Origin of the sequence: Desulfosarcina sp. (assembly GCF_041551955.1) — a bacterium.
Lineage (GTDB): Bacteria > Desulfobacterota > Desulfobacteria > Desulfobacterales > Desulfosarcinaceae > Desulfosarcina.
The window spans coordinates 1-5361 of the sequence record NZ_JBFELV010000353.1 but is presented as its reverse complement, the minus strand read 5'-3'; the positions used below and the strand labels follow the sequence as shown (position 1 = coordinate 5361).

Genomic DNA, 5361 nt, shown 5'->3' with positions numbered 1-5361 from the left:
GTGATCGATCAACCAGTCCTGGTAGCGACCCATCTTGAAGAAATAATTGGCCTCCTTGATCACCTCCGGGGCTGTCTCATGGTCTGGGCATTTTCCGTCGACGAGTTCGCGGTCGGTGTAGAACCGCTCGCAGCCGAAACAGTAGAGGCCTTCGTATTCGCTGAAGTAGATGTCGCCGGCGTCATAAATGCGCTGAAGGATGGTCTCCACCACGGCCATGTGCGCAGGGTCCGTGGTTCGGATGAAGTAATCGTTGGCGATGTTGAGTTCCGACCACAGGTTCCTGAACAGGCCGCTGATCTGATCCACGTACTCCCGCGGCGTCCGATTCTCTTTCTTGGCGGCGCGGACGATTTTGTCCCCATGTTCGTCCGTACCGGTGAGGAAATAGGTCCGGTCGCTGGACATGGTGTGGAACCGCCTGACCACATCGGCTGCGATGGTGGTGTAGGCATGGCCCAGGTGGGGTCGGGCGTTCACGTAGTAAATGGGCGTAGTAATATAAAACGGCGAGGCCATGGTTCATCTCCTGTCGTTGACAATGTCATCAAGGCTGATCTCCATATCACCGCCCTCTTCCAGCCGCACCGTCAGCCGGTTGCAGATAACATTGTGGCGGGTCACTTTTCCCGGGCCGTTCTTGGTGGTCACGAGCTTCCCGATTTTGGGAAATCCTTGTTTGAGTTTTCGGTATGTCTCATTTTCAAATGTCAGGCAGCACATGAGCCTGCCGCACTGACCCGATATTTTGGTGGGATTCAGGGAGAGTCCCTGCTGCTTGGCCATGCGGATGGATACCGGCTCGAACTTTTCCATGAAAGATGAGCAGCAGAAGGCTCGGCCACAGCGCCCTAAACCCCCGCACATCTTGGCCTGGTTGCGAATGCCCACCTGCCGCATTTCGATGCGCACCTTGAACCGATTGACCAGAATTTTGACCAGCTGCCTGAAATCCACCCGCGCATCTGCCGTGAAAAAGAAGGTGAGTCGGCTGGCGTCGAAGGTGCTTTCCACGGAAAACAGGTTCATCTTCAGCCCAAGGTCCTTGATGCTTTTCATGCAGAATGCGTGGGCCTCGCGCTCCAACGCCATGTTTTGTTCGACCTGACTCAAGTCCTTTTCGTTGGCTTTGCGAAATACATTTTTCAGCGGCTTGCCGGGTTTGCCAGTCTCGTCAACCAGCTCGGGCAGTGTCTCCACGGTTCCTAAGCCCAGACCTTTCTCCGATTCCACGATCACCTGGTCGCCCACGTTGAGGACAAAGGCCCCGCAGTTGAAATCATAAATCTTACCTCCGGCTTTGAACCGGACTCCCACTTTTTTTTTCATGATGTCTCTTTTATCTGAGGCAGGCGCCTGCCATCTGCAGGGCCATGGCATCCAGTGTCAATCTTGCATTCGTATTGGCGCGCAGCGCTGCGCGCGCGCGATCCACTGCATCGATCTGCTGGAGTACCTGCGTCTGACTGACTTGATTGACAGCCGTTGAAAGTGCCTCCAACCGATCCTGATTCAATACCCGTTGTGGGTCGGTCTTGAAGACCAGTATGTCCCGCAGCCACATGGTAAGGATTTCCAGCGATTCTTCAATAAGATCCTTTTTTTGGGCCAAGACCTCAGACCATGCCAGCCATGCCCGAATTCCCGATTCCCCATGATCGGCCATCTGGATTTCCATGACTTGGATGATCCATTCCCGGCGGTTGAGCCATCGGCTGTCGATCAATCTTGCAGCGCGGGTGTAACTGCCGCCGCAGAGGGCGGCAACCGCTTCTATGGATTCCGGTTCAATGTCTCCAGCCGCAGCGAGCAGCTGTTTGATGTCTGCCGTGCGAAGCGGTGAAAACCGGATGTGCTGGCACCGTGAGACGATTGTGGGCAACAGGTCGGATGTCTGGCGTGCCGTCAGTACCAGTAAGGTTCGGTCCGGGGGCTCTTCCAGAACCTTGAGCAGCGCATTGCCCGCTTCCGGATTCATGGCCTGCGCATCGGACAGGATGACCACCCGTCGTTCCGCCTCATTGGGCTTCAGCGTCAGGGCTTTAAGCAGCGTCCTGATCTGGGCGATTCTGATAACCGACGATAGGGGGGCGACGCGGATGATATCTGGGTGGTGGTTCCTGGCAATCTTTCTGCAGGGGCCACAATCACCGCAGGCATCAATAGCATCCAGATGGGAGCTGTGGTGGCGAATCACCGATTTTAACGTCAGGCAGTTGCAGGCCATGGCAAATGCCGTGGCGGTTACTCTCTTCCCCACCCCCTCATCGCCGGTAAAGAGCAGCGCATGAGGCAGTGTCCCGTTGCGGATAAACGTCTTGAGCAACCGGGTGGCGTGCGGTTGGCCAACGATGGCGTTAAATCCGGCTGCCGTCTTCATTTTCAATGGACCCCGGGCGGTTGGATCGGACCGGCACCTGGTTCGTCCTTGACTCGCTATTGAGACGTTCGGCCCTTCGCATACCGTCTATCGATCCACCCGTTCCTTGAGCTCTTTTCCGGCTTTGAAAAAAGGGAGCTTCTTGGGTTTGATGGTGACCTTTTCGCCGGTTTTAGGGTTTCTTCCCGTATAGCTTTTATACTCTTTCACGAAAAAGCTGCACAGCCCGCGAATTTCGACTCGCTCTCCATCGGCCATCGCCTCGGCCATGCTGTCAAAAAAGATCTGGACCACTTTTGCCGCTTCGGATTTGGATATGTCAGCCTTGGTCTTCAAAGCGGAGATGAGTTCCAGTTTGTTCATGTACCCTCCTTCAACGATCGGTAGTGTATACGGGATTGAAAGTGACTCTATAAAATAGAACTTAATAGAAAGTCAAGTAGTTATGATAATATTTCCGGCAGCTTCTCCACGTCGGCGGCATCGACGTTGACGGCGGCGAACTGGCCTAGGGCCTCGATGTTGACGATGACACGACCGTCACCACGATAGCTCGAAAAAATTCCTGTCACACCGGAAAAGGGCCCGTTGACCACCATTACCCGATCGCCTTTCTTAAACCGGGTTCCGGTGATCACTTCTCCTGCCGTGGAGACAATGATCTTGAGTGAATCGATCGTCGCATCGGCAATCGGCACCGGTCCCCGGGTGCTGCCGATAAGCTGCACCGCCCCGGTGGTCTTTAATATTTCGATGTGCTCGTGCGGATTTAGATCGGTCCTGACAAAGAGATAACCGGGAAAAAGGGGCACGCGAATCATCTTGTGCCGATCCCGCCGTCGGCTTTTTACGGTGATCTTCGGCAGGAAGACATCAAGGGTCTTGTTGGCCAGACCGTCGTTGACCACATTCTCGAAACGGCTTTTCGTGTGAAGCGCATACCATGCGCGCGTCAGTTTATTTCCAGCCATGGGGTCTGGTCCCGTAGGTTGTCAAATGATTCATCCCACCGTTAACGTCGCGCCAGTCAGGTTGTCGGAAGGGAATTCGTGTATCATCCCTCTTGGCAAAAGGCAAATGGCATTCGCACGAATTATTCTCCGAATCCGCCGATGCCCATCAAATTAATGAAAAATGAAAACCGATTGTCCTCGCCTTCCACGGCATAGAAAAAATCGACGGACCAGCATTGAGCGGTGTAGAGAAATCCGGCGCCCTTGATGATGTCCGTTTCGTCGAGCAGGTTTCGTTCGTATTCGCCCCTGGCGGTGAGGCGATCGGTCAGCTTGACCGACAGGGTGCCGCGTATGGATTCGTTGACGCTTTTTTCGTATCGGTGCTCCACCCACAGCCGGTCTCCTCGATGGTCGACGATGGCGCTGCCGATATTGTGAGATGAAAAATTGCTGTCGTAGGGGTTGTAGTTGGCGTCGGCGTCGACCGCCACAAATCGTCCGAGATTGAATTCCAGTTCGCCGTAGACGTCTGAAAAAGGTTCGGGCTGGTCATCCCTGGCTGCCGCGATGTCGTAGCTCTGCTCCAGATAAAAGCGGCAGAAGCGGCGGTAGTCGAAGGATGCCGGCGTTGGCTGATCCACCGGACGCCGGTCCGTCGGCCCGGTCCCTCCTACAGAGACGGAACCCTTGCCGTCCGTGGTGGTCGAACGGGCAGCCTTCGTCGTTCTTGCTGTAAAGGTGTTGGTAAGGGAGTAGGTGACCTCGTTGGCCTCGTCGATTCGGTCAATTTCTGTGTCAAAATCGGGCAGGTCCGACTGGTCCTGATCCGGGATGTATTCATAGACAACGCGGGGCTTGATTCTGTGGCGGATGCGGTCAATCGACCCCACCGGAGATCCCATGATTCGTGAAAACTCCGTAGATAGGTCCAAGCGTGCATCGTAGATCTGTCGATAGGAGGAACGGTCCAGACTGTCGTCCTCCCGGCGGTCCATCACCCAGGCCGTCTGGCGCCAGCCCGCCGACGGTTCCACCGACAGGTAGTTTTTCCACCGGAGCGGCAGGTAGGCCCGGGGATGCATGTCGGACCGATGTCCTCGCTCGCCGTCCTCCCGATAAAAATAGGTATACTCGGAATCCAGGTCCCAATAGACACCCGTACCGAAAGCCTGCTGTTTCGCGCCATCGAAACTGATGACCGGCAGCTGTTGCAGGGTATCGTTCGACGCTTCCCAGCGTCGGTTGATCACATTGTCGTCCCAACGCAGGTCGCTGTTGAAGGTATAGCGCGACCAGGTCCGGTTGACGTTCAGCCGGTTGGTCCGCGTGTTTTCATCGTAGGTATCCAGGTCGCGGCCGAAGGTCTTGAGGAAATAATCCCGGGTTTCATTGTACCCGCTGCGCCCGTTTCTGAATTCGGCGAGGTAGTCCTGATCGCTGACGATGTCCAGATCCAGTCGCGCCTTGGCTCCCCAGGGTAGTTTCTGATCCTGTTTGGCCCTGAGCCAGTAGCGGTCCGTGTTGGGTCGATCATAGGCATCGCCCGTGTAGCCCCAATTCTGTGTATTCTCCGCAGTGCCGTCATCGATCTTTCGGTCCTGCAGGCCGTCGGCCATGATGGCGCCATAAGATGTGTCGGTCAGGGCGTAGCGATATTCTAGGCCGATCTTGGTGCCCCTTTCCTGCATATAGTGGGTATACAAGGTGGCATCCGTACTGTCGTCGATGGCCCAGAAAAAAGGTTGGTCCCAGTTGAACCCCCAGCGATCCGAAAGACCCACCTCCGGAAGCAGGAGTCCCGTCTGGCGCCTGTTCTTGGCCGGAAACAGGAGGTAAGGGGTGTACAAGACCGGCACATCCCCGGCGCGGAGTACGGCGTGGGTGGCGGTGCCGTAGCCCTCGATGGTGACATCGAGCGTTCGACCGGTGATGACCCAGTCCGGCCGGTCGCCGTCGCAGCTGGTAATGGACCCCTTTTCCGCCCGGTAGGTATCCTTGCCGGTTTTTTCGATGCGTTCGCCGTGG

The 5361-nt window shown here is 55.9% G+C and carries 6 protein-coding genes; all 6 read right to left on the bottom strand.

Going from position 1 to position 5361, the window contains the following annotated elements; all coding sequences use genetic code 11:
• Positions 1 to 519: class I tRNA ligase family protein (locus ABYV26_RS19905; RefSeq protein WP_372683107.1), on the bottom strand; the 519-nt coding region annotated here is incomplete at its 3' end.
• Between the two features lie 3 nt (positions 520 to 522).
• Positions 523 to 1329 carry a stage 0 sporulation family protein gene (locus ABYV26_RS19900; protein WP_372683106.1) on the bottom strand — a complete coding sequence of 269 codons (807 nt, stop codon included), beginning with the start codon at positions 1327 to 1329 and terminating at the stop codon, positions 523 to 525.
• Positions 1330 to 1339: 10 nt separating this feature from the next.
• Positions 1340 to 2380: a DNA polymerase III subunit delta' gene (gene holB / locus ABYV26_RS19895; RefSeq protein ID WP_372683105.1), complete on the bottom strand. Its 1041-nt coding sequence runs from the start codon at positions 2378 to 2380 to the stop codon at positions 1340 to 1342.
• 87 nt (positions 2381 to 2467) lie between these two features.
• Complete coding sequence (locus ABYV26_RS19890) at positions 2468 to 2743, bottom strand: HU family DNA-binding protein (RefSeq protein WP_372683104.1); 276 nt, start codon at positions 2741 to 2743, stop codon at positions 2468 to 2470.
• Between the two features lie 80 nt (positions 2744 to 2823).
• Complete coding sequence (locus ABYV26_RS19885; RefSeq protein WP_372683103.1) at positions 2824 to 3351, bottom strand: transcription termination/antitermination protein NusG; 528 nt, start codon at positions 3349 to 3351, stop codon at positions 2824 to 2826.
• Between the two features lie 122 nt (positions 3352 to 3473).
• Positions 3474 to 5361 (bottom strand): LPS-assembly protein LptD (locus ABYV26_RS19880; RefSeq protein ID WP_372683102.1); only part of this gene is annotated, 1888 nt, incomplete at its 5' end.